The sequence below is a fragment of the Corallococcus praedator genome (assembly GCF_003612125.1).
Classification (GTDB): domain Bacteria; phylum Myxococcota; class Myxococcia; order Myxococcales; family Myxococcaceae; genus Corallococcus; species Corallococcus praedator.
In genome coordinates this window covers 1-1,771 of the sequence record NZ_RAWI01000726.1, presented here as the reverse complement: position 1 = coordinate 1,771, position 1,771 = coordinate 1, and the positions used below count along the sequence as shown (strand labels likewise).

2 protein-coding genes and 1 pseudogene are annotated in these 1,771 nt (G+C 71.9%); all 3 read left to right on the top strand.

Annotated elements, in window-relative coordinates; translation table 11 throughout:
- Window positions 1-515, top strand: a pseudogene (locus D7Y13_RS47340) (hypothetical protein); the annotation flags it as partial.
- A gap of 78 nt (window positions 516-593) precedes the next feature.
- Window positions 594-1,184: an RNA polymerase sigma factor gene (locus D7Y13_RS41285; protein WP_199733003.1), complete on the top strand. Its 591-nt coding sequence runs from the start codon at window positions 594-596 to the stop codon at window positions 1,182-1,184.
- Complete coding sequence (locus tag D7Y13_RS41280) at window positions 1,181-1,681, top strand: hypothetical protein (protein WP_120586183.1); 501 nt, start codon at window positions 1,181-1,183, stop codon at window positions 1,679-1,681. Before D7Y13_RS41285 ends, D7Y13_RS41280 begins: the two co-directional genes overlap by 4 nt.
- Window positions 1,682-1,771 lie beyond the last annotated feature (90 nt).

Genomic DNA, 1,771 nt, shown 5'->3' with positions numbered 1-1,771 from the left:
CCGCCCGCCCCGGCGCCACCAGCCGCGCCGGGTCCGCGGCGACGGAAGGCGAAAGCACCCCGACCGCGGCTCCTCGCCGCGAAGAGCGTGCCCCGGCCAGCCCCAGGTCCTCCAGCCGCGATGAACGGTCTGGCACGGAGCGCAAGGCGGGCCGCTTCGGCACCCCCAGCCGCGACGAGGCGCCCGGCAAGGAAGCCCGCCCGCCCAGCCGCATCGGTCGGCTCGCCCGGCCTCCTCGGGGCCTGGACACTTCCTCCGCACCGGAAGGCCGGTCGTCCGACCGGGCTGACCGGGCAGGGGCGCCCCGCCGGGAGGAGCGCTCCGCGCGTCCGGCGCGAGCGCCCGCCCCCCCGCCTGCCTTCACGGCCGCTCCCGTGCCGGAGCCCGAGATTCCCCTGGGCTTCCGCGCCAAGCAGCAGAAGCGCAAGGACGTGAAGGCCGAGGCCCGGGTGGAAAAGGCCGAAAAGCAGCGGCTGGCCGCGGCCAAGTCCTCGAAAAAACAGAAGCGGAAGTGATGTCGGGGGGCGTCGCAATGGCCTGCCGCGACGCCCGTAGGACAAGGCGTGAACGCTCTTGCCCTCGACTCGCTGCCCATGGCCATCGGAATGCTGATGGCTGAGGACGCCGCTCCGCTTCCCTGGAAAGCGGACGTGCAGGCCGCCCGCAAGGGGGACCCGTCCGCCTTCGAAGCCCTCGTGCGCAGCGTGCAACGCCCGGTGTACGGCCTGGCGTTGCGCCTGCTGCAGAACGACTCGGAGGCGGCGGAGGTGGCGCAGGAGGCCCTGCTGCGCGCCTACCAGAACCTGCACCGCTACGACGACACGCGCCCGTTCGACCTCTGGGTGCTCGCCATCACGCGCAACCTCTGCCTGGACCTGCTCCGCCGCCGCACCAAGGTGCGCACCGAGGAGCTGGAGCCCATGAAGGAGGTCCTCCCCAGCCACGAGGCGTCCCAGCTGGACGGCGCCATCGCGCGCGAGGAGCGGCTGTCACTGGAGGCCGCCATGGAGACGCTCTCCGTGGACGACCGTGAAGTGCTGGCCCTCTATTACGTCCAGAAGCGCACCACGAAGGAGATCGCGCAGATCATGGGCTGCGCGCCCGGGACCATCATGGCGCGCCTGTTCCGGGCCCGTGAGAAACTGCGCAAGAAGATGACGCCCGCCGAGGAGGAGACCCGATGAGCCCCTGCCCCGACCTGGAAGTCCTGTTCGCGGAGCTGGAGGCGGGTGAAGGCCCCGGCCTGGACCACGCCGCGGAGTGCGAAGCCTGCGCCGCGCTGATGGAGGATCACCGCCTGCTGGAGCAGGACCTGTTCCGGCTGGCGGATCCCCTGCCGCCCCCGTCGCTGGTCGTCAACGTCATGGCCCGCGTCGCCGAAAGCCCCGTGCCCCAGCGGCGCGAGGTGTGGACGGGGCTGGCCATCCTGCTGACATCCCTGGGAGCGGGCCTGGGCTTCCTCTTCTCCAGCGACCAGGCGCTCGGTCGCTTCGGCACCGGGTTCGCCTCCACCGTGGGCAACAGCCGCGCGTTCGTGGAGGGCCTGTTCAGCGGTGCGCACGCCCTCTGGAGCACCGCAGGCGTGGCGGTGGCCTGCTTCATCGCGTTGGTCGTCCTGTCCTCCCTGTTCGGGCTGAAGCGGCTCGTCGGCTCCCCTCCTCCGTCTCTCTCCGAAGCCTGAGCGTGACCATGAAGATCCTCCCCCGACTGCTGCTTCCCACGCTCCTCCTCGGCGCTCCGCTCGCGCTCGCGGAAGGGCCCCCGGCGACGC

Coding starts and splice junctions, on each gene's coding strand:
- D7Y13_RS41280 (WP_120586183.1), top strand. CDS start 1,181: ATGAGCCCCTGCCCCGACCTGGAAGTCCTGTTCGCGGAGCTGGAGGCG.
- D7Y13_RS41285 (WP_199733003.1), top strand. CDS start 594: ATGGCCATCGGAATGCTGATGGCTGAGGACGCCGCTCCGCTTCCCTGG.